We start from the raw sequence: 25,498 nt of genomic DNA on the forward strand, positions 1-25,498 counted from the left end.
CAATGAAAAAACATCTGTTAAGTGCCGGTATTCGTCATGCCCTGATTCTGGGGGGGGCACTGACGCTCTCTCAGCCGCTGCTGGCGGCGGAGAGCACTAATCCTGCGTTACAGGCGCTGTTCGATCAGGCGGCGTACTGGCACCAGAAAGCGCATGACGATTTGGCGAAAGCCTCGCTGCAGAAAGTGCTGATGGTTGAGCCTAACAACACGCAGGCGCTCTATCTGCTGGCGCTCTATTCGCAACAGAGCGGCGGCACGGCGGAAGCGGCGCAGTGGCGTGCGCGCCTGAGCGCGGCCTCGCCGAACGATCCGCATCTCACCGAGCTGGACAACGCGCGCCAGCTGCAAACCATTCCGCAGGCGCAGCTGCAGCTGGCGCGCCAGCAGGCACGCAGCGGCAACATTGCGGCGTCGCTGCAAACCTGGCGTAACACCTTCAGCGGCAACGAGCCGCCGCCGAGCGTAGCAGCCGAATATTATCTGACCATGGCGGGCGATCGTTCGCTGCTGCCGCAGGCGGTGGAAGCGCTGCGTCAGTTCTCTGCCGATCATCCGCAGGATACCGGTGCCAAACTGGCGCTGGGTAAAGCGCTGACCTATCAGGAATCGACGCGTCGTCAGGGTATTGATGTGCTCGGCAGCCTGGCAGACGGCAACAAAGAAGCAGATCGTTCGCTGCGTCAGGCGCTGTTGTGGCTTGGTCCGCAGGCTTCTGATGCATCGCTGTACCAAACCTGGCAGCAGCGCCATCCGCAAGATAACGCGGTGCTGGATTACTACCGTAAAAACGTCGGCGGCGCGGAGAAGGGCGCGGGCTTTACCGCGCTGAACAGCGGCGACGTCAGCAACGCGCAGAACAACTTTGAGAAAGTGCTGCAAGCCAACCCGCAAGATGCGGATGCGCTGGCCGGCATGGGCTATGTTGCCCAGCGTGCCGGACGTTATGCCGAAGCGGCGGATTACCTGACGCGCGCGGCGCAGTTGGGTGGCGATCAGAGCGACACGCGCCAGAAGCAGGCCGCCGATGCCCGCTTCTACGCGCAGCTGGCCACCGCGCAGCAGGCGCTGAAAAACGGTGATAGCGCGCAGGCGTTGGCGCTGAGCGAACCGCTGGCGCAGGCCGACGGTGAGAAAGGTGTCTCCGCCAAACTGTTCCGCGCCGATGTGCAGCGTCGCAGCAATCAGCTCGATCAGGCGGAGCAAACCTATCGTTCCATCCTGCAAAGCGATGCCAATAACCGCAATGCCAAAGAAGGCTTGTTCTACGTGCTGCGTCAGCAGAACCGTGGCGCAGAAGCCAACACCTTGCTGGCATCGCTGCCCGACAGCGTGCGTCAAAGCGTGGCACCGCGCGGCAGCAGCACCGATCCTATTCGTGCGCAGGCCAAGCGTGAAGTGGCGGCGGGCAATAACAGCGCGGCTATCTCTACCTTGACCTCGGGTATTCAGCGCTATCCCAACGATGGCTGGCTGCGTCTCGATCTGGCGCGTATTTACCGCGCGCAGGGCGATAACATGATGGCAGCAAATATCATGCAGCCGACCATGCGCAGCGGTGCCAGCACGACAGAACTCTACGCGGGTGCGTTAAACGCCAGCGAAAGCAGCGCCTGGCAGCAGGCGAGTTTGTTGCTGTCACGCATTCCTAATAGCAGCAAGAACAGCGATATGCGCGAGCTGGCGCAGCGCGTCAACTTCAACCTGCAGATGGCCACCGCCGATCAGTATCTGGCGCAGGGCTCGAACGCGGCAGCGGCCAACACCTTGCGTGCGCTGGCATCGACGCCGCCAGCCAATCCGGTTGATGCCGGTAATCTGGCGCAGAAGCTGGCGAAAGCCGGCGATCTCACCACTGCCGTTTCCGTGGTGCGCAGCAACATGCAGCGCGGCATTCAGGGCAACGCCGGTGATTACGCCGCGCAGGTGGCGGTGCTGAATCAGGCCGGTCTGAACACCGAAGCGCAGAGCTTCCTCAGCAACCCGGAACTGCAGGCACGCAGCACGCCAACTCAGCTGGCGGGCATCCGCAACGGCTACGTGATCAACGAAGTGGATCGTCTGCGTGAGCAGAAACAGTACGCCGCCGCTTACGACAAGCTGGTGGGCGCGCTGCAGCACGATCCGCAGAACCGCGATCTGATGTTCGCTATGGCGCGACTTTATCAGTCCGGCAAGATGAACAAAGAAGCGGGCGTGGTGTACGACTACCTGATGACGCAGGATACCGCGACGCAAGACGCGCGCACCGGTGCCATCAACGTGGCGCTGGCGCAGAATGACGTCAACAAAGCCAATACCTTAACGCGCGGCCTGCGCAATGAGCAGTCGCCAGACCGCTTGCTGCTGTTAGCCCGCGTGGCGGAAGCCAACGGCGAACACAGCCAGGCGATGAGCTATCTGCGCACCGCGCGCGGTCAGCTGATTGGTCTGCAAGGCGCAGAAACCGGCAGCGTGCCAAGCGTCGGTGGTTTGGCGCTGGCCGACAATCCGTTTATCAATCGCGGCACCTCGCCGGTGGGCCGCTCGCCGTCCAGCTATGGCGCGGTGATGCCGTGGCAGTCGGCTCCAGCATCCACCAGCAGCGCCGAAGGCGTGACGCTGGCAAGCAACACACCGGCGATTCAGCAAAGCCAGACGCTGCGTCAAATCGACAACATGATGGACGATCTGCAAGAGAAAACCGGCACCTGGGTGCAAGGTCAAATGCAGGTGCGCGGTCGTGATGGCGAATCAGGCTTGAGCAAACTCACCGAAGCCAAAGCTCCACTGACTTTCTCCACCGTGCCGTTTGGCGATGCGCGCTTCGATTTCACCATGACGCCGATTTCCCTCACCGCAGGCAGCGCCGGTGGCGACGCATGGCGTCGTTTCGGCACCAACTCGCTGGTGCAGGGACAAGTGGTGGCATCGGGTGATGCGAAAATTGACGATACGCCAAACTCCTCCACCGATTCGCAATCCGCGACCGGCGTAGAGCTGAACATGGCGCTGAAGGGCGACAGCTATAAGATTGACCTCGGCAGCACGCCGCTGGGCCAGGACTTGAGCACGCTGGTGGGTGGCGTGCAGTGGTCGCCGAAGCTGACCGACTTCCTGACGCTGATCCTCACCGGTGAACGCCGCGCGATGACCGACAGCCTGCTGTCGTATGTCGGTGTCGAAGACAAAACCAGCGGTAAACGCTGGGGCCGCGTGACCAAAAACGGCGGTAACGCCTTGCTGAGTTATGACAACGGCGATGCCGGTTTCTACGTTGGCGGCGGCGCGTACAGCTACATCGGCGAAAACGTGGCGAGCAACAACAGCGTGCAGGCCACCGCAGGCGCGTATGTGCGTCCGTATCACCTCGACGATCGCGAGCTGAAAGTCGGCATGAGTTTGTCGTGGATGGATTACTCGAAAAACCTCAGCTACTTCAGCTACGGTCAGGGCGGTTACTTCAGTCCGCAGAACTATGCGTCGGTGTCGTTCCCTATCGAGTTCAGCCGCAAGTTTGACGATCTGAAAGTGAACGTCGGCGGTTCGGTGGGTTATCAATCCTACAGCCAGGATAAGAGCGCCTACTTCCCGAATAACCCGTCGTTGCAGGCACAGCTGCAAAGTCTGGCCGACCAAGGCTACGTGAAGGATGCGTTCTACAGCGGCGAGAGCAAAAACGGCATTGGTTACAACCTGCATGCCGGTGCGGATTATAAGATCAACAAAGATGTCACCGTGGGCGGTCAGCTAGGCTACGACACCTTTGGCGATTACAACGAAAGCACAGCCAATCTGTACTTCCGTTACATGTTCGGAGATTACTAATGAGTGAGCAAGTAACCGCACGCGTCAGCCATCCGCATCAGCCGGGCTGGTTTGATCTGGTGAGCGCGATGATTGAGAGCATGCTGGACAATGCGGGCGAGGAAGCGGAAGGCTTTCTCAACGGCGTCGGCGTATCGCTGGCAACGCGCTATCCTTTACCTGATGCGCGCACCGTGCAGGATCTGGAGCGTGAAATGAATTTGCAGCTGGCGCGTTTTAACTGGGGCTTTGTGCAGTTACAGCCGCAGGAGAATGCCATTCTGATTCAGCACCACGCGCTGCCGCAGGGCGACAGCAACGTTGGAGTTGAACGCTGGCAGCTGGCGCTGAGCGCAGTGCTGGCAGGCGTGTATGCGCAGTGGCTGCAGGCACAAGGCGGCAGCGCGGCGGTACCGGTGACGCTTGAGAACAACGACGGCGGCACGCTGCACTATCGATATCAATAGGAAGCTGTAATGAGAGTGATGCGGTTCTGGCGTCAATGGATGCTGTGTTTCATGGTGATGTTTTTTAGCGCGCAGGCAGCCGCAGATGGCTGGAGTACCTACAAAAGCCGTTTTATGGGCAGCGATGGCCGTATCAGCGATACGGCGAATAACAATGTCAGCCATACCGAAGGTCAGGGCTACGGCATGTTGCTGGCGGTGGCGCATGACGATCGCACCACCTTCGATCTGCTGTGGCAGTGGACGCGCACTCATCTGCGCAATCCGCAAAACGATCTGTTCTACTGGCGCTATACGCCGGGTGCTGCCAATCCGATTGCCGACAAAAACAACGCATCTGATGGTGATGTACTGATTGCCTGGGCGCTGCAGCGTGCTGCGCAGAAGTGGGGCGGCGATTATCAGCAAGCGTCCGACCGTATTCAGCGTGCGATCGTGAAGCTGAATGTGATCAGCTACGGCGGACACAAAGTGATGCTGCCGGGCGCGCAGGGTTTCAACAAAACCAGCTATGTGGTGCTCAATCCCTCCTATTTCCTGTTTGAGGCCTGGCGCGAGTTTGCTGAACACAGCCATTTGCGCATCTGGAATGAGCTGATTGATGACGGCATGGATTTGCTGGGTGATATGCACTTCGGTAAAACCGGCCTGCCGCTCGATTGGGTGGCGCTCAATGCCGATGGTTCAGTGGCACCGGCAGTCGGCTATTCCAACCGTTTCAGCTATGACGCGATCCGTATTCCGCTGAATATCTGGTGGTATGATGCGCAAAGCCTGCGTCTGGTGCCGTTCCAGCGCGTCTGGCAAGGCTCGGCGCGCATGACTACGCCAGCCTGGTATGATGTGTTGGGCAATACGCCAGCGCCGTACAACATGGAAGGGGGTTTGTTAGCCATTCGCGATTTGACCCTGAATCAAACCGGTTACCTCAATGACCGTCTCGCGCCGGATCAAAACTACTTCTCCGCCAGCCTGCAACTGCTGACCTGGATGGCGTATCAGGAAAAGCGGTAAGTCTCGTCTTTGGCCAGGTCGCCATAAATGGCGACCCTATAAAACCTGCACCTCATCCGTAGGGGCGCCATTTATGGCGACCTCACGACGGTGAAGCTGTTCGTTAATGTGACGCAAGCTCATGGAAGAATTTTGGATTGGCTTGAATCGTTGCCAGCACTTTTGCGGCCAGTCCGGTTGGATTGCGGCGTCCCGTTTCCCAACTTTTAATGGTATCGAGGCTGGTGCCGAGGACTTGCGCCATTTCGCTTTGCGAGACATTAAGCTGCATCCTGATGGCTTTTACGTCAGCCAACTCATAACGGGTTACGCGAGCAGGTTCGCTTTTACCGTTTTTAATTTCTACAGCTTCTTCAAGCGATGCTTTCAGCTCATCAAAAAAACTCATGTTATACCTCGTCTTTTAATCGTTGGGTCAACTTCTTCAACTCGGCTTTTTCTGCATCCGTGAGGCTGTCTTTGGTATTTTTCGGGTAGGCCATTACCAGATAAATCACTTCAACGGTGGCCAGGAAATAAATCACCCTTGCACTGCCACTTTTGCCCTGATTACCCGTTGCCATCCTGATTTTTCGCAGGCCACCAGTATGTTGAATGAGATCACCTTTATCAGGTGACTCGATAAGCGTTTTTTGTAACTCCCTGAGTTCGTCATCCGTGGCGATTTGCTTTATCTGACGAGTAAATATCGGAGTTTCAATAAACTCAATCGCGTGACTCATCGGCTATCTCCTTTGCCTTCAAGGAGTACATTGTACACTAAACTGTGTGCCGTTAAAGACTTTCACGCATCATGATTATTGTGAGTGATATTCGAAGCCGCTATTTAAAATCCGCATACGGCGTCAGCGGTTGTGGTGGCATATCCATATCGCCGTTCCAGCCGGACATGGAGTAGCGCATGAAAATCAAACCGTGGCTTGGGGTGTAATCCTTCGCCTGCTGGATATCCATCGCCAATCCCACCGACCAATGCGGCGTAATGCGTCGCTCCACCAGCGCCTGCAGCGTGTAGCCAAAACCGGTACCCGAGCTGCTGTCTGAGGTAGGATTCGACGCCAGTGTGAAGCCCGGATTGACCGGATAGCGCTGCTGCCCGTCGGTATGCGATTGCGACCACGAAACCGAACCGCCGAGATCAAACGACCAATTTTCCATGCGTTGGCGATAGGTCACCGGCACCGACAGCGAGAAATATTGCTGCGGGCTGTAATAGCCGCCCTGGCCGAAGGTGTAGTCGCTGAGATCCTTCTGGTAATGCCACAGCATACTGTTCAGGCCAACGGTGGCGCGGCGGTTATCTTCATTAATCAGCTTGTAGTAATAGCCCGCCATCAGGCGTTCGCGGCTATTATCCGCGACGTTATCGCCGCTGAGTTGATGCGCACTGATATCGCCCCACACGCCATGCGCGCCGCCCTGATCGTAACTCAGTCCGAGCGAGCCGCCGGTTGCCACCACGCCGCCCCAGGTTTTGCCGCCGTTCGCCGAGGGATCGCGTGCGCCTGCGTACGCCAGCAGCGAGCTGGAGATCGGTCGGCGTGATGCGGTGAACGTCAGGCCAATGTCTTTGACGTCGGTTTTCCAGCTGACGCCGCCGACCCAGTTGCTGGTCTCGAAGCCGAGCGGCGTGGTGCCGACATCAGCCAACCAACGATCGTTATGCCAGCCCACGCCCAGCGCGGTTCCTTCATCGCGCTGATTAAAGTCGCGGCTGCATCCGCCAGAATTGTCATCGTTACAGCTGCCGAACTGCTCGCTGTGGCTGCCGTTGGTGGTGGAGAAGGTGCCGGCTGAAACCAGCACATGATCCACGCGCACAAAGCTGCGGCCATCGGCCAGCGGCGTTTCCGCCTGCATCATGGTGGTATGCGCGGTGAAATCGGAGGTGCCGCCGTTGCCTTTGTTGCGCGAGTAATCCTGCTCCAGCGTGAACGTGGTGTCCTGCTGGCGATAAAGATCGGCGGCGTCGCTGCGGATGCTGCGTTTCAGCCAGTCATCCTGCGCTTGATTGCGGGTTAACGCCGTATAGCGATCGTTATCCTGTGGCACATCCTGGCTGATGCCGCTCGCGGCCATCGCCAGCTGATAATCCTGCTGCGCTTGTGTGGGCTGTTGCAACTGCGTTTCCAACCGCGCTGCATCGCGATACACCAGCGCTTTTTCCTGCGACGGTGCGAGTTTCGTCGCGCGGGTTTTCAGCTCAGCAAACATCTGTTGAGCACGAACGGCATCGCCACTGTTTTGCCAGGCGAGCGCCACGCGTCGCCCGCTGTTGACGCTTTGCTGCGCTACGCTCGGCGGCAAGGTTTGTAACGCGCGTTGCGCTTCGGCAGGTCGTTTCAACGCGATCAAGGCTTCGATGCGACCCAGCGCCGCATCGCCGTTTTTACTGTCTTGCTGCAGCACCTTTTGATAGCTCGCCAGCGCGCTGCGGGCGTCGCCGCGTTCCAGCGCCCAATCGGCCAGCGTGATATCGCGGCGAATGGACGCGGATTGCTGTTTCAGCAGCGCAATCGCCGCCGTTTCATCGCCGCGCGTGCGTAAATCACTGGCGCGGGTAAACACTTTGTCCTGCTCGAGACGATCGGCCAGCTCATGCATGTTGCTGTCCCAGCGCGAAGTGGGCAAGCGATGCAAGGTCGCTAGCGCCGCGTCATCGCGGTCGCCGGAAGCCAGCCAGAGCGCCGAGGCATACAGCGCTGCGGGTTCCTGAGGATGCTGGCGCACCATCGCGTCCATCACTTGCGCGCCCTGCGTTTCTTCGCCGCCGTTGCGCAGCGCGCCAGCCAGTCGATAGGCCAGCCAGATATCATCAGGATTTGCCTGCGCCGCCTGGCGATATTTCTCCGCCGCCTGATGCCATTGGCCTTGCTGCGCCAGCGTATCGGCTTCGGCCATCAGCGCATCGGTACGCAGCTGTAGCAGACGACTTTTCGCCGTGCTATTGCTGCGATCCAGCCGCAGCGCCTGCTGCCAATAAGTTTCTGCCTGCGCAGCGTTTTTACGCGCCAGCGCCGCATCACCCAGGCCAATCAGCGCCCAGCTATCGCGATTATCCAGCGCCTGCGCGCTGCGGTAATAACGTTCCGCCGTTGCGATGTCGCCTTTTTTCAGCGCCGCATCGCCATTGTTGATCGCCAGCCAGTAACGGTTGGTTTGCAGCAACGACTGCCACTTGCCGATCTGCGTGCTGGCCTGGCCGGCCTGAATCGCTTTCTCCAGCCAGCTAATGGCGGCGGCGCGATTATTGGCTCGCGCCTGCGCCTGGCCCATCGCGCCCATCAGTTCAGCATCATTAGGGTTGGCTTTTAACGCGGCGTTGAGCGCGGCAATCGCGTTTACGCCGCCACCGGCATCCACCAGCGCCAAACCACGCATGCGCTGGCGATACGCCGGATCGGCGAGCAGTTTTTGCTGACGCGCCAGCTCTTGCTGACCGCGCTCCTGGGCATCGCCTTCGGTGAAGGTTTGCAGATATTGCTGCAGGCTGGCGACGCTGCTTTCGCTCACCGGCTGATTCTGGATCTGCTGCAACCACAGCTCGGAGGCAGCATCGCGCCCGCCGTTGCGGTTGGCGAGACGACGCAGCTGCGTGAAGGCTTCGCCCGGCTGGTTGTTATCAAACGCCATGCGCGCCAGCTGCAGCTCAACGCCGATGTTGCCGGGATAGCGCTGCTCCAGCGCCTGCAGCTGTTGATACGCTTGCGGCTGCTGGCCGGGTAAACGCGCCACCAACCGCCAATACTCCAGCTCGGTATTTACATCGGGGAATACGCCGTGGAACAGCGCGTCCCACGCGGCTTTGGCTTCGGCGACGTGTCCGGCGGTGGCCAGCAAGCGCGCCTGCTGCAGCTGCTGACGACCTTCTGCGGTCACCAGACGCAATCCGGCTTCCGATTCGCGCGTGGCGGCGGCATTCGGTGCCACGCGCTTCAGTTCATCCAGCAGTTTTTGCGCTTTAGCCTGATCGCCCTGACGCAACGCCATGCGGATTTGCGCCGCCAGCACTTGCGGATTATCAGGATCGATTTTTTCCAGCCGATAGAGCGATTGCTGCACCAGATCGAGTTTGTTGGTCGATTCACCGGTGCGAATCTGCATCAGCAGCCACTCGACCGGCGAAACTTGTGGACCGATCGGGGCGGCAGCCGAACCTGCTAACACCCCGAGCGTGCTGCCAATCAGCAATCCAAGCTGCAGTTTATTCATCGTCATCCAGCTCGGCCAGACGGCGACGGCTCACCATGCGCATTAAACGCCACGCCATCAGCGCAAACAGAATCACCACCACAACCGCGCAAATCGCCAGCCAAACTGGATGGGTTGCCAGCAGATTCCACAGACGTTCCCACCACGGCAGGTGACCAACGTAATAGGTTTCGCCGACGCGAATGCTGTTAACGCCTGATTCACGGATCACCGTGGCGGAGCCGAACACCGCCGCGCGTTTGCCGCTGTCGAGCAATGCGTTATTCAGCAATTCCCAGCCGCGTGGGCTGTCGGCCAGCAATGCCACGACGCTGCGTTGATCGTTGAACGGTGACTGGAAGCCAACAATCGCCCCCATCGGCCCGCGTGAGCTGATGGTGGTTTGGCTTTCCACGGCGCGTTCACTGTCAGAAATCGGCACATTGGCTGCCGCATTGGCGCGTGCGGGCATGCTGATCCAGCTGCGTGCGGCATCGGCCAGCAGCGGGATCTTAGTATCGTCCTGCAGATCCTGCGGAATGCCGCCGATCATCAACATATCCGCATCCGCTGATTTCGCTTTGCTCCAGTCATCGCTCATCTGCACGCGCAGCGCCGGATAACCGGTTTGTGCGCCGATGCTGCCGAGCGCATTGAGCAGCGTGCTGACTTCGTCATTGCTCGGTTTAGGCTGCACCAGCACCAGCGTTTGTGCCAGATCGGCGAAACGGCTATACGGGAAACCGGCGTTGGCGAACGCACCCAGCGACGGCATTTCGATGTAGTGGCGATAGCCGGAGAAATCGATGCTTGAGGTATCGTCGATCACCACGTGATGTCCAACGGCGGTGACGGTTTCGCAGCGACCATCGGCGGTGCCACCGATAAAGGTGTTGGCGTAATCAAAGTTAAAGCGCAGCTGATTCACCACACCGAGGCGCAGCGCCGGAATGGTCAACTGGCGATTGCTGTCCTGCAAACCCTGCATCAGCGGGATGCGCATCAGCTGCTGACCGGCGGTGTCTTTCTGCGTCAGCGGATAATCCTGCATGAACTGGTTGTTGAGATGCACCGCGAGGCGCGAGCCATCCTGCTGAATCGGCGAGGTGTAGCGATAACGCAGATCCATATCGATACCGCGTGCGCGCACCAGGAACAGATCTGGCGGTAGATTCAGCGTCAGGCTGATCGGATTCGGCTGCAAACCGTCGCCCTGCAGCTGATTTTGATACTGCGTCAGCTCGGCAAAGGTGGTGCGGCGATCGGTGCGCACCCAGTTCGGTGCATCGTACGCCTGACGCGCGGCCAGCAGTTTGACGCTGTCGATGGTTGAGGTCTCGCCGCGTAGCAGCAGCTGACCTTGTGCAATCCCTTCCACCGCAGTTAACAGATCCTGATCGTCGCGACCCAGAATCAGCAGCATCTTCTCGTACGGATTATCCGGCTGATTCACCATCTCCACCGTCGGTTTCTCTACCGGCGGCAGGTCTTTCAGGAAGTCGGGACGATGATCGTTGGTGGCAAACACCACCGCATGCTGCTCTTTGGGCAGCTGGTTATACAGCACCGGGAAAGATTGTCCGCGCCACTGCGCTTTGCTGCCAAACCATGAAGCCAGAATCGCGGCCGCACGCTGTTGCAGCAGATTCGGCTGGGCGTTGAAGACCATCGGCAGCTGCAGCGGGCGGCTGTCGCGCGTATCAAAGAACGGCTCCGGGAAATGCGACAGGTCGTTCTTTAACGGCAGCTTTTGCAGCGTCAAATCGAGTTTGCTGGCTTTGCCGATATCCAGCCAGATGGTGCTGTTGGCCGGGTTTTCACACACGTTGGCGTAGTGACCAACCAGTTCAAGACGCACGCGGTTGAAGTCGCTGATAAAGCGCGGATCAATAGGGATCTGCGTTTGATTCTCTTTGCCAAGCTGATCGGCGGTGACGGTCACCAATCCCACCAGTTCATCGTTGAGATAGACCTTAAGCTGCGACAGCGTGGGAATCAGCGCTGGCGACGGACGATAGCTCAGATTCAGCAGCGCACGCGTCACCACTTCATCGCTGCGCACGCCAAACTCAATCTGGCTGCTCGGTTCGGTACCGCGCAGCGTCATGCTGCCGGGCGGCGGTGCGACCTGATTAAATACCAGCTGGCTGTCACGCAGCGGCGCGTTGGCATCGACCAGCGCGTTCACCTCCGGTAACGGCTGCGGCGCATTGATGGCGCCAGAGGTCTGTGGCGCGGCCTGCACCACAGCTACGCAGCCCAGCATCAGGGCGGTGAACCAACTCAGTTTTTTCGTCATGGTCATATCATCAACTTAAGTAAAATCGGTTTTGATCGTCGCGGGCTGGCGGTCAATACGCTGCGGTAGCAGTGTCGCCAGCCAGCTCACCAACGCGGTGAGCCCACGGAATAAACGGCGCAGCGGCGCAGGGCCATACTCGGCCAGACGCAGATAGCCTTTAAAGCCCAGCACCATAATGTCGGCCAGACTTTGTACCGGTTTGTCTTCCGGGAAGCCGTCCTGCCACAGCGCCCAGGTATCGGCGCGGGCGAAAGTGCACTGAATAAATTCAATGTGTTGACGCGTGCTGAGTTGATGCAAACGAATGCCGGCGCGACGGCCAAACACGCGTTGCACCTGACACGGGAAGCTGAACTCTTGCTGACCACGGCGCAGCAGCAGCGACACGGTTTCGTCCTCTTTCAGCGCATCGGCTTCACGCAGCTCAACGCCGACGCCACCGTCGGAATAGTCGCGCAGCGTGCACGGCACCATGTGTCCATCCTCACGCGCGATGGCGGCGGGCATGGCAATTTCCACACGATGCGCTTCGCGGATTTGGCGCGCTTCAACCGAAACCGCCACCGCGCCGCCGAGGATAATCATGTTGTAAATCACCCATACCAGGCTGACCCAAATGGTGAGCATTTCGTTGGCCGGACCGTACGCCATGCGCCAGAAGGCCATACCGATACCGGCGATATTCAGCAGCACCAGCATCATGTACGGCTTGGTAATCACCCAATCGAGATGACGCTCGGCCACCAAACCACCTTTGGCGGTAACGTTGAACTTGCCTTTGTGCGGATTGAACAGCGCCACCGTAGTTGGCCGCGCGATGTACCACGCCAGCACGGTTTCATACACCTCGCTCCAGAACGAGTGACGCCAGCGGCCCTGAATGCGCGAGTTGGTCAAACTGGTGTGCAGCATGTGCGGCAGCACGTAGATGGCGATCGCCAGCGCGGGCGCGTAGATGATGTAGGCGTGGAACAGCAGAAACGCCAGCGGTACCAGCAGGAAGATCAGGCGTGGAATCCCGGCGAGAAAGTGCAGCATGGCGTTGGCGTAACACAGGCGCTGCACCAGCTTTAACCCTTTGCCAAACAGCGGGTTATCGAGACGGAAAATCTGCACCATGCCACGGGCCCAGCGGATACGCTGGCCAATATGCGCGGACAAACTCTCGGTGGCCAGACCGGCGGCCTGTGGAATACGGATATACGCCGAGGTGTATCCCTGACGATGCAGGCGCAGCGAAGTGTGCGCATCTTCGGTGACGGTTTCTACCGCAATGCCGCCGATCTGATCCAGCGCGGTACGGCGCAATACGGCGCAGGAGCCGCAGAAGAATGCTGCATCCCAGGTATCGTTGCCATCCTGCACCAAACCGTAGAACAGCGAACCTTCGTTAGGCGTCTGGCGGAAGCGGCCAAGGTTACGTTCGAACGGATCGGGCGAGAAGAAGTGGTGCGGTGTTTGCAGCATCGCCAGCCGATGATCTTTCAGGAACCAGCCCATCGTCAGCTGCAGGAATGAGCGCGTCGGCACATGGTCGCAGTCGAAAATCGCCACATATTCGCTGCGGCATACGGCTTTCAACGCATGGTTGATGTTGCCCGCTTTGGCATGTTCGTGAGTAGGGCGCACCACGTAATTGACGCCGACGCTGGCGGCAAACTCGCGGAACTCTTCGCGCGTGCCGTCATCCAGCAGGTAGATATTCAGTTTGTCCTGCGGCCAGTCGATGCCCATCGCCGCGTAGATGGTCGGTTTCACCACGCTGAGCGGTTCGTTGTAAGTCGGCACCAGAATATCGACGCTCGGCCACGAGGTAATTTCCGGCGGCATCGAGACCGGCTGGCGATTGAGCGGCCACAGCGTCTGGAAATAACCCAGCACCAATACCGCCCACGCATAGGTTTCGGCACCAATCAGCAGCAGACCAAACGTTAGGCTGAGCGGATCGTCCCAGTTGAGTGTTTCGGTATAGCGCCACCACAGATAACGGCAGGAAATCGTCAGCGATAACACGATCAGCATGATGGTGGACAAGCGCCCCGGCACGCGCCGCACCAGCATCGCTAATCCCCATAACAGCAGCACGAAGACAAATTGCGTGGTGATGCCGAAGGGCTGCGAAATGCACAGCAGCGCCAGCAGGCTGGCAACAATCGCCGCCACGATAAACAGCAGCTGGCGCAACCACGCGGGCAGCGCCTGAATACGTTGTTCGCTGCGCTGGGCAAAACGGTTGTGTTCCAGCCGTGCTGGCAGCGCGCCGAGCCATTGATACAGCCGTTCGCGCCAGCGGAACAGCGGCTTGACGCTGAAACTTTTACGCGTGCGCTTGTCGAGCGGCAATACCAGCATCAGCCACAGGCTTTGCAGCGCATAGCGCAGCGGGTCAAGCGGTCGCGGTCGCAGCGGCGAAATTTGCGGATAGTAACGCTGACGATGTTGCAGGATGCGCTGCCAGCCGGGTGTTTCCAGCCGCAACAGCGACCACGCCAGCACGCACCACATCAGATGCAGTGCGATGGTGAAGCGGCCCGCGCCATGCTGATGCGCCAGCTGTGCGCGGCGTTGCAGTGCCTGCCACGCTTGCGGCATCAGCAACCAGCGTAATGGATTCACGCCACGCCTCCCGCCACATTAAGCAGCAGCCAGTTGGCCAGCGTGTTGATCTCTTCACTGGCCAACGCATGCGGCCGATATTCGCCCACCGGCTGTTTCATCATCAGCGCTTCCGCCAGCGCTTCATCGCGGTGGATGACCTGTGGAATCAGGTTCTTCAGCGAGCTGATCCACAGCTGATGCAAATCCTGCTGCAGCTGGCTGTTGGCGTTGAACTGGTTGATCAGGAACAGCGTGTGCGCGGGAAAACGCGCGTGGTGCAGACGCAACTGGCAGTTGGCATCCAGCGTCAGCACCTGCAGCAAACGATCGGCTGCGGCAACAAAAGATCGCTGCCACGGCAACAGATCCGCTGGGATGTCGAAAATAATCCAGTCGTAGTGTGATTTCAGGGCCGGTAACGAATTTAGCAGCGGTGCGGCAAATTCTGAGTTGATATTGCTGATGTTGGCGCGCTGTTGCGGCGTGAGTGCGCCAAACGGCAGAAAATCCAGTCCCGCTTGATAGCGCTGTGCGCACTGCTGCCACGCTTGCTGTTCGAGCAGCGCAGGTGCCCAGCCCTGAGTGTGGCTGAGCGGCAAATTGAAGTGGGCAGCCAGTTGATTTACCGGGGAAAAGTCGATAACCAGTACCGATTGCTGCAGCGCGTTAAACGCCCAGCCGAGCGCGGCGCTCAGCGAAGTGGCGCCACAGCCGCCACGCAATCCTTGTAATGCAATAACAGGCATTAACGTTCTGACTCCTGTGCCGCGCTTATTTCACGCAGCAATGGCCAGCGCGTCATAATGGTATTAAGTCGCGCTTCGCGGGCAATATCAATGTAGCGAAATGCCTTAAGGGAAAAAGCATCACTCAAAGCGGTAATGTCATCGTGCTCTTCGCTGCTAGCAGCATTCAGCGAAAATGCATTCTCTGTTTTCATTATTTTTTTGCCACCAAAAAATCGACAACGGATGAATTGTGGTTCTATTTTTTGTAAAGTTTAAACCTGAAGTAAAGACAAATGCTATCCACAGATCAATGTGATTTGCATTAATAGGCTATTTTTTTATTTCACCGGTTCCAATTGTGGCTGTGTGGATTAAACTAGCCTGGATTGTATCGATCGCGAATAAAATATGAAAAATCATTATGCGCTTGGCCTGCAGCAGATTCAGCAGGAATTAAATACTCTGCAGAATCCAGGGTTTTACTGGATTACTAGCCAGCGTCAGGAAGATGCAAGAATGCTTTTACGTCAGGTGGTTAGCCAGCAAAAGGCGGCTACGCTGATCAGCGCAGACGAGAAACCGCAGGCGCTGCTGACGCCCGATCCCATCGGCGGTCCGGCGCGTATGCCGTTATTTTCACTGCCGGCGAATAAAAGCAGCTTACAGCAGTTGGAGAGTGATTTTTCCCGCATGCTGAATAGCCGTAGCGGCCTGGTGATTTTTTATAGTAATGCCGCGTTGTGGGGAAAATTATCGCCCGATGAGTTGACCATTTGGCTTAAGCGCATGCGTCGATTGATAACTAAAAAACAAATCACGCTGTTAATGATCACATCCGGCACGTCAATAATTCACTTACGTAATCATCTGCAAGCTTATTTTCGCCAGCTTGATGGTCTCGCGCATTTAGAGTTCCAGCAGGACAGTTGGCAATATCGAATTAACTGGTGGTATGCGGCAGATAAATTACTGGCCGATCGTGCTATCCGTTTGAGTTGCGGTGATAATCAATTTATTGCCGAAAATGATGCAGAACAAAATATTCCATTAAGCCGCAATGATGAAAACCAATTCCTTGCGCAAGAAGGTGTGCTGGAAGGCGCACCGCCACTTTCTGTGCAGTGGCAATTATTTAGTGACAATGAAAGCGTGTTCTCACGTGCCCAGCAGGCAAATGCGGCAACCGTCATCTTTAGCCTGGTCCATAACCAAGACATTAATTCTTTAGCAACCATGGTCCATAGTCTGCGCCGTTCACGCGGTAGCGCGCTTAAGATTGTGGTGCGCGAAATCAGTACCACGCTACGCTACAGTGATGAGCGTTTGCTGCTGGCCTGCGGGGTGAATGCCATCGTGCCGACGGCGGCCAGCCTGTCGCGTTTTCTTACCACGCTGGAAGGGATTCAGGGGCAACAGTTCTCGCGCCATGTGCCTGCCAATCTCAACGCCCTGATGCAGGCGCTGCAGCCATTGCAGCAGAAAGGCTATTTACCTCTGGACGCGTTTTGCGCGGCGGTGCAGCAGCTAATGGCCAACACGTTGCTGCCGGAAAATGACAAAGGTTTGCTGGTGGCGCTGCGTGCGGTGCCGCAGCTGAAACCCGAACAGATTCTGACGCTGTGCAAACCGCGCCGCTTCGGTGATTTGGTGACGCTGGTGAACGACCGCATCTATCTGTTCCTCTCTTCGTGCCGCTTCAACGATTTGGATATCGCGCTCAAATCGATTTTCTCCTTGCCGCATGACGAGCTGTTTAGCAATCGCATCGTTTGGTTTGAAGATAATCAGATCGTGTCGGAGGCTGACAAAATTCGTCAGCTGACATCGGTGGTACAGCGCGACAGACAAGCCGCGCCGCTGGCCGCTGTGCCAGTCGCTACGCAGGCCGACGTGCCTGAGCGCGGAGCACAAACGCCGCAGCCGATTACCCTCAACCTCGACGGAGTAAGCCACCAATGACACTGATGGATTGGGTGCAGGTGGCGATCCTGCTGTTACTGATTTTACTGTTCCTGAGATCACTGTTTGGTCGCGGGCTCGCGCGCAGCGGCACCAATCCGCTGCTACGTTTGCTGCCGACGCGCGCATTGAAATCAGAAGGACAGTGGCAACGCAAAACCAATAAAACGGATAAACATGAATAACAGATTCACGATGCACGGTTCGTGGTGGCGCGGCCTCGGTGGCTGGAACTTTTACTTCCTGATTAAATTTGCGCTGCTGTGGTACGGCTACCTCAATTTCCACGCGCTGAGTAATCTGGTGTTTCTGGCGTGGCTGCTGTTCCCGCTGCCGAACGCGCGGCTGCATCGTCTGCGTCAGTGGATTTCGCTGCCAATTGGCATTGCGCTGTTCTGGCACGATACCTGGCTGCCGGGACTCAACTCGATCATGAGCCAGGGCAGTCAGCTTGCGGGCTTCTCGCCCAGTTACTTGCTCGACCTTGCCAATCGCTTTATTAACTGGGAGATGATTGGCGCGGGCTTTGTGCTGCTGGTGCTGTATCTGTTTGTCGCGCAGTGGATTCGCGTCACCGTGCTGGTGTCGCTGATGCTGATCTGGCTCAACGTGCTGACCATCGCCGGGCCAGCAATGAATTTACTGCCAAGCAGCGCCGCTACGCCGACGGTGAAGCTCAACGATACGCCAGCGGCGAAAGCGCCAGATGGCCTCGATCAATCCGCGCCGCCAACCAGCGCCAATCTTACCGCGTGGCTTAACCGTTTTTACGACGACGAGCGCCAGCGTTCAACGCACTTCCCGGACGCATTGCCTGCCGATTCGCAGCCGTTCGATATTCTGGTGATCAATATCTGTTCGCTGTCATGGTCGGATTTGAATGTCGCGCAGCTGCGCAATCATCCGCTGTGGCAGCACTTCGATATTCTGCTCAACAACTACAACTCTGCCACCGGTTACAGCGGCCCGGCGGGGATTCGTCTGCTGCGCGCCAGCTGCGGCCAGAGCTCGCACAGCGATCTGTACAAAGCCACCGATCAGCGCTGCTACCTGTTTGATAATCTGGCCAAGCTGGGCTTTAAACAGCAGTTGATGATGGATCACACCGGCGTGTTTGGTAACTATCTCAAAGAGTTGCGCGAAGAGGGCAACCTGCAGGCGCCGTTGATGTCGCAGGCGGGCATCGCGCCGGAAGTGACGTCGTTTGATGGCTCGCCGGTATTTAATGATGCGCAGTTGATGCAGCGCTGGCTCGACGATCGCACCAAGAGCAGCGATGCGCGCTCCGCTACCTTCTATAACCTGATTCCGCTGCACGACGGTACGCGTGAACTCGGCAGCACGCGTAGCGCCGACTGGCAGCCGCGTGCCAAAGTGCTGTTTGATCAGCTTGATGCTTTCCTGACTAATCTGGAGAAATCGGGTCGTCGCGTGATGGTGCTGGTGGTGCCAGAACACGGCGCAGCGCTGCAGGGCGATAAGATGCAGATGTCAGGATTGCGTGACATCCCAAGTCCGGATATCACCCATGTGCCGGTCGGCATTAAGTTTGTCGGCATGAAAGCACCGCATCAGGGCCAGCCGCTTAGCGTGGAGACGCCAACCAGCCTGATGGCGATCTCGGAAATCGTCTCACGCGTGGTGGATGGTCAGGTGTTTAACGCGCCGAACGTTAATATGTCGGTGCTAACCGATAATCTGCCGCAGACGCCGGTGGTATCGGAGAACGATAATGCGGTGGTGATGATGTATCAGGGCAAACCGTGGATCCGCCTGAACGGCGGCGATTGGGTGCCATATCCGCAGTAATCCGGAACGAGGATGAACCAGGTCGCCATAAATGGCGACCCTACAGAATTTATATCGTAGGGGCGCCATTTATGGCGACCTGGCATGCATTTACTCACGCCAAAACCTGCATAATTCCGAATCACTTCATAAATAACCCAACTTGCCTATTTTTCGCCTTTATCCCGGCGAAAAAAACGCGTGACCTGGGATATACTCGCTGCGAATTTCATCTCATTACACGCCTATGTGGCCTGGAGAAGTTTTGTTGCGCGTCAGTCGTTCTCTAACGATAAAGCAGATGGCGACGGTTTCCGCCGTGGCGATGGTGACCATCTGCATCTTTATTGTCATCCAGCTCTTTCACTTTGTGCAGCAGCGCAGGATTGACTACGCCCAGCAAATGGAAAATGTGGCGCACACCGTGCGTCAGCCGCTCTCCGAAGCAGTACTCAAAGCCGATATTCCGCAAGCGGAACGTATCCTCAATACCCTAAAACCGGCCGGTATTTTATCGCGCGCCGATGTGGTGTTGCCGAATGCCTTCCAGGCGCTGCACGCCGATTTCGCGCCGGAAAAACCGGTGCCGCGCTGGGTCGCGCGCCTGTTTGAACTGCCGGTGCAAATCACGCTGCCGCTCTATTCGGTCGAGCGATCGGGCTTGCCGAAGCCGATTGCCTATCTGGTGTTGCAGGCCGACTCCTCGCGCGTTTATCAGTTCCTGCTCAGCACCTTGTCGACCATGATCACCACTTATCTGCTGCTGGCGTTGATCCTCTCGATCGCCATCAGCTGGTGTATCAATCGCTTGATTGTGCATCCGCTGCGCGACATTTCGCGTGATTTGCAGGAGCTGCCGCCGCAGGCGATTCTGACTCATAAAATGAAGCTGCCGCATAACCATCGTGATGATGAAATCGGCATGCTGATCCGCAGCTACAACCGCAATCAGCAGGTGCTGGAGTCGATTCACGACGAAATGAGTCGCATGACTACCCATTTCGCCGTGACGGATCTGCCCAATCGCGCGCTGTTCCTCGCACTGCTCGAACAGCACATGAGCCATCGCCACAATCGTCAGGCGTGGGGCTTGATGGTGATTCGCATTGAAACGCTGCAGGAAGCCAACGGCGTACTGAGCGATGAGCAGCGCGATACGTTGATGCTGACGCTGGTGGAGAAGATTCGCAGCACCGTCGACGATCACTCGCTGCTGGCGCAAACCGGCCCCAGCGACTTCGCCTTGCTGATGAAGCGCGCGCACAATCCGTTCCGCGCCATGCGTTTAGCGCGCAACCTGATGATTCGCATCAATCAGCCGGTGAACCTGCAACAGCTGCAGCTGCGTCCGAATGCCAGCATTGGTCTGGCGCTGCACGAAGAGAACAGCATTTCGGCCAGCGAACAGCTCGATCGCGCCACCTCGGCGATGATGTCGGCGCGTCATCAGGGCAAAAACCAGATTCTGTTCTTCGACCCAGCGCTCACCGAGCGGGCGCAAAAGCGTTTAACGCAGGAGCACGACATCTTGCAAGGTTTACAGGACGAGCAGTTCGCCCTCTATCTGCAGCCGCAAATCAATATGGAAACCGGCGAGCTGGCCGGTGCCGAAGCGCTGTTGCGCATGCGCATGCCGGATGGCAGCTACGGATTGTCAGAAGAGTTTATTGCCAGCGCCGAAGAGATTGGTGTGATTTCGGCCATTGGTCGCTGGGTGTTTGAGGAAGCCTGCCGCATTCTGGCCGGCTGGCAGAAGCAGGGCATTAATATCCCGCTCAGCGTCAATATCTCGGCGGTGCAGCTGCGTGATGCCAGCATGGTCAGCCATTTGCAGGGCTTGCTGGAGCGCCATCGCATTGCGCCGGGCAACTTCGTACTGGAAATCACCGAAACCGCGCAGATTGGCGATGCCGAGCAGGCGATTGCGCTGCTGCGTTTGCTGCAGCAAACCGGGGTGGCAGTGGCGCTCGACGATTTCGGTATGGGCTACTCCAACCTCAACTATCTGCATCAGTTCAAAGCGCTGCCAGTGAATAAGCTGAAAATGGATCGCAGCTTCGTCGCCGCGCTGCCGGATGACGACACCATGGTGCGCATCGTGGCGGCGATTGCCGACATCATTCACCTCGACGTCATCGCCGAAGGTGTGGAAACCGCCGAGCAGCGCGACTGGCTGCTGGCGCGCGGAATTACTATAGGGCAAGGCTACTTATACGCTGAAGCGCTGCCGCTCCACGTCTTTAATCAACGCTGGCTCAATAGCCCGCAACTCCCTGAATAATCACCTTGGTTATTGATTTTCCTTACAAAATTGTAGCGAAGCGCTGTGCTGAAGCGTTTCAGTTCATAGTTAGAGTTTTGTAACTTTTGTAAGGAATAGTAGGGGATATTAATCTTGTTAACAGGGTGTTATTTTCCTCGCCATCGGTAAGGTTTTACGCTTCTGGCGGCTTGCCGCATGCGTTCTCCACAACAATGGCGGTGCGAACCGTCTTACTGGACACCTGTTATGAAAATCTTAAAAAGCCTCTATTTTCAGGTACTGGTTGCCATCGGCATCGGCGTCCTGTTGGGCCACTTCTATCCTGAGTTAGGCGCGCAAATGAAGCCGCTTGGCGATGGTTTCGTTAAGTTGATCAAGATGATCATCGCCCCCGTGATTTTCTGTACGGTGGTGACCGGTATTGCCGGCATGGAGAGCATGAAAGCCGTTGGACGTACGGGCGCAGTGGCGCTGCTGTACTTTGAAGTTGTCAGCACCATCGCGCTGATCATCGGTTTGGTGGTGGTTAACGTGGTGCAGCCTGGCGCGGGCATGAACGTTGATCCGGCCACGCTGGATGCTAAAGCGGTTGCGGTTTACGCGCAGCAAGCGGAGCAGCAAGGTGTGGTCGCCTTCCTGCTGGATGTGATCCCGAATAGCGTGATTGGTGCCTTCGCCAGCGGCAACATTCTGCAAGTACTGCTGTTCGCTATTCTGTTCGGCTTCGCTCTGCATCGCCTTGGCAGCGCTGGCACAGTGATGTTCAACGTCATTGAGAGCTTCTCGAAAGTGATCTTCGGCGTGATCAACATGATTATGCGTCTCGCGCCAATCGGTGCCTTTGGGGCAATGGCCTTTACCATCGGTAAATATGGCGTCGGCTCGCTGGTGCAGCTGGGTCAACTGATCATCTGCTTCTATATCACCTGTGTGCTGTTCGTGGTGGTGGTGTTGGGGCTGATTGCACGCTTCGCCGGCTTCAACATCTTTAAATTTGTCGCCTACATCAAAGAAGAGCTGCTGATTGTGCTTGGTACTTCCTCATCTGAATCGGCGCTGCCGCGCATGCTGGATAAGATGGAGAAGCTGGGCTGTAAGAAATCGGTGGTGGGCTTGGTGATTCCAACCGGCTACTCCTTCAACCTGGATGGCACCTCGATTTACCTCACCATGGCGGCGGTGTTTATCGCGCAGGCGACCAACGCGCATATGGATGTGTTCCACCAAATCACGCTGTTAGTGGTGCTGCTGCTCTCCTCAAAAGGCGCAGCGGGCGTAACCGGCAGTGGCTTTATCGTGCTGGCGGCGACCTTGTCTGCGGTGGGACACTTGCCGGTGGCTGGTCTGGCGCTGATTCTCGGTATCGACCGCTTTATGTCCGAAGCGCGCGCGCTGACCAATCTGGTGGGTAACGGCGTAGCGACCATCGTGGTGGCGAAGTGGGTCGGACAACTGGATGAGAAACAACTGAATGCGACGCTTTCTTCAGGGAAAAAGGTGAATAACGCACCAGAAACCGCCGCATAACCTGCTATTTGCGTTAATTTGCCGAGAAATGCCCGCTGTCGCTTGCCCTGACAGCGGGCATTTGCATAATAAACCCCATTGATTTTTTTCCCGATTTTTTGCCTCGTTGCGCGACATCCTGACCTTCTCGTGGTCAAAGAGTCTGTTATTAAATAAACGTGGCGGCAAAATGCCGCACCGGTCACCCCAGATGTGGCCGAACATGCCGCGCTAACGAGCGTTGATCTGTTTGAGTAGGGGTTCACATGCAGGGCACCAGAATTCGGCTTTTGGTTGGCGGATTGCTACTGGCAGCGTCCGGTTTTGGCGTGCACGCCGAGACGCTCCAACCCGATCCCGCCTGGCAGGAAGGCAAACTGGACAATGGTTTTAGCTGGCAGCTGCTGACCACACCACAACGTCCAAGCGATCGTATTGAGCTGCGCCTGATTGTTAACACCGGTTCGCTGGTGGAGAGTGCGCAACAAACTGGCTATAGCCATCTTTTACCGCGTTTAGCGATGGTGCATAACGCCACGCTGGACACCAATCAGCAGCGCGCGCTGTGGCAGCAAGCCATGGATCCGCAACGTCCGCTGCCGCCCGCCATTTCGTCGTACGATTACACCCAATACAACCTGAGCTTGCCGAATAACCGCCCTGATCTGCTGAAAGAAGCGCTCAGCTGGCTGGCGGCGACCGCCGGTAAAATGACGATTAATGAGCAGGTGGTGGCTACCGCGTTAACGGCGACCGATCCGATTGCCACCTGGCCCGCCAATACCCAGGATGTGTGGTGGCGCTATCGCCTGAAAGGCTCGGCGATGCTGGCGCACGATCCGGGCGAGCAACCGCGCGCGCCGGTGGATATCGCCCAGCTCAACAGCTTCTATCAGCAGTGGTACACGCCAGACGGCATGACGCTGTACGTGGTGGGAAATGTCGATAGCCGCAGCATGGCGGAGCAGATCAACAAAGCCTTCGCGCCGCTGAAAGGCAAGCGTGTAGCGCCTGCCGCACTGCCGACGCTGTCTCCGCTACCGCATCAGCCGGTGAATCTGGTGAATGGCGGCATGAGTCAGGATCGCCTGTCGCTGGTGTGGGACACCGCATGGCAACCGATTCGCGATTCGCAGAATTTGCAGCGCTACTGGCAGAGCGATTTAGCGCGTGAAGCACTGTTCTGGCATGTGCAGCGCGCGCTGGCTGACAGCAAAGCGCAAAGCGTGCAGGTTGGTTTCGATTGCCGTGTGCTCTATCAGCGCGCGCAGTGCTCGATCAACATGGACAGTCCGAACGCCTCTTTGCCGCAGAATATGAATCAGGTGGCGAAAGAGCTGGCGGCGGTGCGCGACAAAGGGTTACCGCAGGAGGAGTTTGATGCGCTGATGGCGCAGAAGCTGCTGGAGCTCAATAAGCTGTTTGCCACTTACGCCCGCACCGACACCGATATTCTGATGGGCCAGCGTCTGCGCTCGCAGCAAAATTCGGTCGTGGACATTGCGCCTGAGCAGTATCAAAAGCTGCGTCAGACCTTCCTCGGCGAGATGACGCGTGACCAGTTGAATCAGGAGCTGCGCCAGCAACTGTCGCAGGAGCTGACCATGGTGCTGATTCAGCCGCAGGGTGAAGCCGAGACCAACGTGAAGATGCTGCAGGAAGGCTGGGACAAAGTGATGAAGCTACCGGAACCGCCAGCGGCTCCGGCTAGCCCGGAAGACGTGAAGCCGGATAACAGTGCAGGCGCGGCGGAACAGACCGCGCCATCATCCTGATGATCAGGTCTTCGCTCTGAGCCATTCGGTGACGAGCATCGGCCAGCTCGCCAAAGGCAAATCTGCCACGCCACGGATACCAAATCCGTGGCCGCCTTTTTGGTAGAAGTGAATCTCCACCGGCACTTTGTGCTCACGCAGCGCGCTGAAGAACACCATGCTGTTGTTCACCGAAACCGACTCATCATCGGAGGCGTGAATCAGCAGCGTCGGTGGCGTTTGCGCATGCACGCGCGTTTCCATTGAGTACGCATCAATCATTCTTTGATCCGGCCATGCACCGAGCAAGCGGGTGCGCGCACCTTCATGCGCCAGACCTTCGCGCATACTGATCACCGGATAGAGCAGCACCATCGCATCCGGGCGCGGCGTAAAGCTGTCGGCCTGATCCTGCACCGGATAGAGTTTCTCGCCAAAGCGCGTGCCGAGGCTGGCGGCAACGTGTCCGCCCGCCGAGAAGCCCATCATCACAATATATTTGCCGTTCAACCCGCGCTGCGCACGTTCACGCAGCACGCGCACCGCACGCTGCGCATCAGCCAGCGGCGCGTCTGGACCTTCATGGTGACCGTCATACGGCAGGCGATACGTCATCACCGCCAGCGTGTAGCCCATTGACGTGAAGAAAGTGGCGAGCGCGCTGCCTTCGCGGTCGATCAATACCCGCTGATAACCGCCGCCCGGCGCCACCAGCAGCGTGATGCCGTTCGAGGTTTCCGGATGCCAGATGGCAATCTCCGGGCAGCGCACGCCGGTGGCGGCGCGGTCATAAGGTTCGTACTCTTTGGCGAGATCGACGATTTGCGGCTGAGCGCGTGAATCGCTCGCGCCTGGCGCATCACCGTGTGGCCAGATATTGATGATTTCTGTGTGCATAAGTCAGTCCTGAGCGAGTCATGTTGTCGTTATTTTTTTCGCGGCCGGAGTAACAGCGTCCTGCTGTTATTGATTAAAACATGGTCTCTTTTGCCGCTGGCGTCCAGCCGAAAACCGCTGGTTTCGCCAGTTTCGGACTATGCCTGGCGGCCAGATTTCGTGCCATAACGCATTGAATTTAAATCGATCTGATTAGCATGATTGAAGAAGCATTACGGGTTTTGTTACAGAAGTGGATGAGTCAGG

Annotated in this window: 17 protein-coding genes; 9 read left to right on the plus strand and 8 right to left on the minus strand. The window is 57.6% G+C overall.

The features are described from left to right. The first annotated feature begins 2 nt into the window (after positions 1 to 2). The 3 genes from NR302_RS00615 to NR302_RS00625 are packed head-to-tail and all read left to right on the plus strand — an operon-like array spanning position 3 to position 5,266. Positions 3 to 3,806 carry a cellulose biosynthesis protein BcsC gene (locus tag NR302_RS00615; RefSeq protein ID WP_258144296.1) on the plus strand — a complete coding sequence of 1,268 codons (3,804 nt, stop codon included), beginning with the start codon at positions 3 to 5 and terminating at the stop codon, positions 3,804 to 3,806. Continuing rightward, entirely contained in the window at positions 3,806 to 4,252 is a 447-nt protein-coding gene (gene bcsD, locus NR302_RS00620; RefSeq protein ID WP_008104594.1) for a cellulose biosynthesis protein BcsD, read from the plus strand. The genes NR302_RS00615 and bcsD overlap by 1 nt, the downstream gene beginning before the upstream one ends. Before the next feature lie 9 nt (positions 4,253 to 4,261). Beyond that, the gene (locus NR302_RS00625; protein ID WP_008104593.1) at positions 4,262 to 5,266 is read left to right on the plus strand and encodes a glycosyl hydrolase family 8; all 1,005 of its coding nucleotides are present in this window, start codon (positions 4,262 to 4,264) and stop codon (positions 5,264 to 5,266) included. A 103-nt stretch (positions 5,267 to 5,369) separates the two neighbouring features. Here the strand turns inward: NR302_RS00625 and nadS are convergent, their stop codons facing one another. The 7 genes from nadS to bcsR form a co-directional block, all read right to left on the minus strand. Beyond that, positions 5,370 to 5,654: a NadS family protein gene (nadS, locus tag NR302_RS00630; protein ID WP_008105652.1), complete on the minus strand. Its 285-nt coding sequence runs from the start codon at positions 5,652 to 5,654 to the stop codon at positions 5,370 to 5,372. A 1-nt stretch (position 5,655) separates the two neighbouring features. Beyond that, positions 5,656 to 5,988, minus strand: a complete 333-nt coding sequence (locus NR302_RS00635) for a type II toxin-antitoxin system RelE/ParE family toxin (RefSeq protein WP_008105654.1) — start codon at positions 5,986 to 5,988, stop codon at positions 5,656 to 5,658. A gap of 100 nt (positions 5,989 to 6,088) precedes the next feature. After that, positions 6,089 to 9,478, minus strand: coding sequence for a cellulose synthase complex outer membrane protein BcsC (bcsC, locus tag NR302_RS00640; RefSeq protein WP_258144297.1), 3,390 nt, complete (start codon positions 9,476 to 9,478; stop codon positions 6,089 to 6,091). Next, entirely contained in the window at positions 9,471 to 11,756 is a 2,286-nt protein-coding gene (gene bcsB / locus NR302_RS00645) for a cellulose biosynthesis cyclic di-GMP-binding regulatory protein BcsB (protein WP_258144298.1), read from the minus strand. Before bcsB ends, bcsC begins: the two co-directional genes overlap by 8 nt. A 15-nt stretch (positions 11,757 to 11,771) precedes the next feature. Next, the gene (bcsA, locus tag NR302_RS00650; protein ID WP_258144299.1) at positions 11,772 to 14,375 is read right to left on the minus strand and encodes a UDP-forming cellulose synthase catalytic subunit; all 2,604 of its coding nucleotides are present in this window, start codon (positions 14,373 to 14,375) and stop codon (positions 11,772 to 11,774) included. Then, positions 14,372 to 15,103: a cellulose biosynthesis protein BcsQ gene (gene bcsQ / locus NR302_RS00655; RefSeq protein ID WP_258144300.1), complete on the minus strand. Its 732-nt coding sequence runs from the start codon at positions 15,101 to 15,103 to the stop codon at positions 14,372 to 14,374. The genes bcsA and bcsQ overlap by 4 nt, the downstream gene beginning before the upstream one ends. Then, positions 15,103 to 15,297: a cellulose biosynthesis protein BcsR gene (bcsR, locus tag NR302_RS00660; RefSeq protein WP_061719343.1), complete on the minus strand. Its 195-nt coding sequence runs from the start codon at positions 15,295 to 15,297 to the stop codon at positions 15,103 to 15,105. The genes bcsQ and bcsR overlap by 1 nt, the downstream gene beginning before the upstream one ends. 196 nt (positions 15,298 to 15,493) lie before the next feature. On the opposite strand from bcsR, the gene bcsE reads away from it, so the two are divergent. The 6 genes from bcsE (at position 15,494) to NR302_RS00690 (ending at position 24,376) form a co-directional block, all read left to right on the plus strand. Next, the gene (gene bcsE, locus NR302_RS00665; RefSeq protein ID WP_258144301.1) at positions 15,494 to 17,044 is read left to right on the plus strand and encodes a cellulose biosynthesis protein BcsE; all 1,551 of its coding nucleotides are present in this window, start codon (positions 15,494 to 15,496) and stop codon (positions 17,042 to 17,044) included. Further along, positions 17,041 to 17,229 carry a cellulose biosynthesis protein BcsF gene (locus NR302_RS00670; RefSeq protein WP_154156881.1) on the plus strand — a complete coding sequence of 63 codons (189 nt, stop codon included), beginning with the start codon at positions 17,041 to 17,043 and terminating at the stop codon, positions 17,227 to 17,229. The genes bcsE and NR302_RS00670 overlap by 4 nt, the downstream gene beginning before the upstream one ends. Next, positions 17,222 to 18,853 (plus strand): cellulose biosynthesis protein BcsG, encoded by a 1,632-nt coding sequence (gene bcsG / locus NR302_RS00675; protein ID WP_258144302.1) that lies wholly within the window; start codon positions 17,222 to 17,224, stop codon positions 18,851 to 18,853. The genes NR302_RS00670 and bcsG overlap by 8 nt, the downstream gene beginning before the upstream one ends. Before the next feature lie 247 nt (positions 18,854 to 19,100). After that, positions 19,101 to 21,113 carry a biofilm formation regulator HmsP gene (gene hmsP / locus NR302_RS00680; protein ID WP_175501727.1) on the plus strand — a complete coding sequence of 671 codons (2,013 nt, stop codon included), beginning with the start codon at positions 19,101 to 19,103 and terminating at the stop codon, positions 21,111 to 21,113. Positions 21,114 to 21,341: 228 nt separating this feature from the next. Then, positions 21,342 to 22,622: a dicarboxylate/amino acid:cation symporter gene (locus tag NR302_RS00685; RefSeq protein ID WP_008105722.1), complete on the plus strand. Its 1,281-nt coding sequence runs from the start codon at positions 21,342 to 21,344 to the stop codon at positions 22,620 to 22,622. A 245-nt stretch (positions 22,623 to 22,867) separates the two neighbouring features. Next, a complete protein-coding gene (locus NR302_RS00690; RefSeq protein ID WP_258144303.1) occupies positions 22,868 to 24,376 on the plus strand; it encodes a pitrilysin family protein in 1,509 nt (502 codons plus the stop codon). 3 nt (positions 24,377 to 24,379) lie between these two features. Here NR302_RS00690 and NR302_RS00695 read toward each other — a convergent pair whose 3' ends face one another. Continuing rightward, complete coding sequence (locus tag NR302_RS00695; RefSeq protein WP_008105727.1) at positions 24,380 to 25,252, minus strand: alpha/beta hydrolase; 873 nt, start codon at positions 25,250 to 25,252, stop codon at positions 24,380 to 24,382. Positions 25,253 to 25,498 lie beyond the last annotated feature (246 nt).

It is taken from the genome of Pantoea sp. SOD02 (assembly GCF_024707505.1).
In the GTDB taxonomy this organism is placed as follows: Bacteria; Pseudomonadota; Gammaproteobacteria; order Enterobacterales; family Enterobacteriaceae; genus Pantoea; species Pantoea symbiotica.